Source organism: Proteus sp. G2675 (assembly GCF_963886535.1).
Taxonomy (GTDB): Bacteria; Pseudomonadota; Gammaproteobacteria; order Enterobacterales; family Enterobacteriaceae; genus Proteus; species Proteus mirabilis.
Genome location: NZ_CAWPCB010000043.1, coordinates 1 through 1,697 on the forward strand (window position 1 = coordinate 1; position 1,697 = coordinate 1,697).

Annotated in this window: 4 protein-coding genes; all 4 read left to right on the forward strand. The window is 55.6% G+C overall.

The window, feature by feature from the left end; translation table 11 throughout:
* On the forward strand, positions 1 to 150 hold a 150-nt coding region (locus tag AACQ49_RS15785), incomplete at its 5' end, for a TIGR03758 family integrating conjugative element protein (RefSeq protein ID WP_161779155.1).
* A 47-nt stretch (positions 151 to 197) separates the two neighbouring features.
* Entirely contained in the window at positions 198 to 560 is a 363-nt protein-coding gene (locus tag AACQ49_RS15790) for a TIGR03745 family integrating conjugative element membrane protein (protein ID WP_073557142.1), read from the forward strand.
* Positions 561 to 572: 12 nt separating this feature from the next.
* Positions 573 to 989, forward strand: coding sequence for a TIGR03750 family conjugal transfer protein (locus AACQ49_RS15795; RefSeq protein ID WP_004239708.1), 417 nt, complete (start codon positions 573 to 575; stop codon positions 987 to 989).
* Entirely contained in the window at positions 982 to 1,626 is a 645-nt protein-coding gene (locus AACQ49_RS15800) for a PFL_4703 family integrating conjugative element protein (RefSeq protein WP_000033152.1), read from the forward strand. Before AACQ49_RS15795 ends, AACQ49_RS15800 begins: the two co-directional genes overlap by 8 nt.
* The last annotated feature ends 71 nt before the right edge of the window (positions 1,627 to 1,697 follow it).

A 1,697-nucleotide genomic window follows, 5' to 3' on the forward strand; every position in this document is an offset into this window, starting at 1 on the left:
CTGGCGGTGCTGTTTTTATGGGCAGCCTGGGGACTGGTTGATGTTTACCGGGGCTGGGCAAATGAAAATGTTCGTACTGCAAGGGTGGGGCAGTTTGCTGTCCGGGCAGTGATATTACTGGTGGTCTGCATCTGGATGTTTGCCAGTTGAGTGTGCTGTTTAATTTATTTTACAGAATGAAAGGTCATTTTATGGATATGAAATCATTTTGGGGACGTGGTGTCCGTCGTATTGGTGCGTCAGTGGTGACGTTATTCACTTTATTCAGTCTGATGCCGGCGTATGCCGCACTGCCTTCGGTGGAACCCCCTTCTTCCGGTGGCGGCGGCGGACTGATGGACACCATTAAAGGCTATCTTAATGACGGCATTGTGATTGGCGGGCTGGTTGTGGCTGCGACGGCTTTTATCGTGGTGGCCATTGCCGCGGTCACCACGTTCAATGAAGTGCGCGACCAAAAGGCTGGCTGGGGTAAATTCGGTACAATTATTGTAGTCGGTGTCGTCCTGATTGTGGCGGTCGTCTGGCTGGCCGGAAAATCCGCCACCATTATTTTTTAAGCGGAGGCAACGATGCAGACCATCGATTTTATGCCGGATCGCTTAAATGCAGAGCCCACCGTCTTTCGCGGATTTACCACCCATGAAATGTTTGCCGCCGCCGGTGTCGGTTGTGTGGGCGGGAGCGTTATCAGTATCCCGCTGTTACCGCTGGCCGGGTGGGTGATCCTGCCGACCGGCGCGTTGATAATGCCGCTGTTGGTGGTGTTTTTTGGCGGCACTTTTCTGACCCGTATCAAACGCGGAAAACCGGAAAATTATCTCTACCGCCGATTGTCCTGGAAACTGCAAACCGGGTTTGCCCGCACATTGCCGCTGACCGGACGGCTGACTGAAAAATCCCTCATCACCGTATCTCAGGGCTGGTTTTTACGCCGGACGCAGGCGCTGTCACTGTGCCGGTATATCGCCGGAGGCCGCCATGAGTAAATTTCGTCATGCCCTGCAAAACCGGGACCAGCACATTCTGACACTGCGGATGATCTGCGGGGTGCTGGTGCTCTGCCTGTTTGTGGCCTTTGCCGGCTGGATGCGGGCGCCGGCTAAACTGACGATCCATAATCCGCCGGATTTGCGCTCCGGCAGTACCCGGGCATGGTGGGAAGTGCCGCTGCCGACGGTGTACGCTTTCAGCTTTTATATTTTTCAGCAACTGAATGCCTGGCCGAAAGACGGCGAGGTGGATTATCCGCGAAAGATTGCACAGCTCAGTGCCTATCTGACGCCGTCCTGCCGGGCGTATTTTGAGAAAGAGGCTGCTTACCGTACTACGCTCGGGGAGCTGAAAGGGCGTTCCCGGGTGGTGTATGAGATCCCGGGACGCGGGTTCAGTGAGGATAAAGTCCGGGTGATTGACCGGGATAACTGGATCGTGCGCCTGGATTTGGTAGCGGATGAATATTTTAGCGCGGAGCCGGTCAAGCGAGCGACGGTGCGTTATCCGGTGAAAGTGGTGCGCTGGGAGGGCGATCCGGAAAGTAATCCGTTTGGTCTGGCCCTGGACTGCTATGACGGGCTGCCTCAGCGTCTGGAAGCGGCGGAGCAGAATAAGGAGGTCAGTCAATGAGCATAAAACGTCATCTGACGGCCTGTGCTCTGGGGATTTCGGCGGTGTTTTCTGTGGCCGCTCTGCCGCTG

What these genes read in the sequence shown, in the direction of transcription:
- AACQ49_RS15790 (WP_073557142.1), top strand. Translation starts at nt 198, where the DNA reads ATGAAATCATTTTGGGGACGTGGTGTCCGTCGTATTGGTGCGTCAGTG.
- AACQ49_RS15795 (WP_004239708.1), top strand. Translation starts at nt 573, where the DNA reads ATGCAGACCATCGATTTTATGCCGGATCGCTTAAATGCAGAGCCCACC.
- AACQ49_RS15800 (WP_000033152.1), top strand. Translation starts at nt 982, where the DNA reads ATGAGTAAATTTCGTCATGCCCTGCAAAACCGGGACCAGCACATTCTG.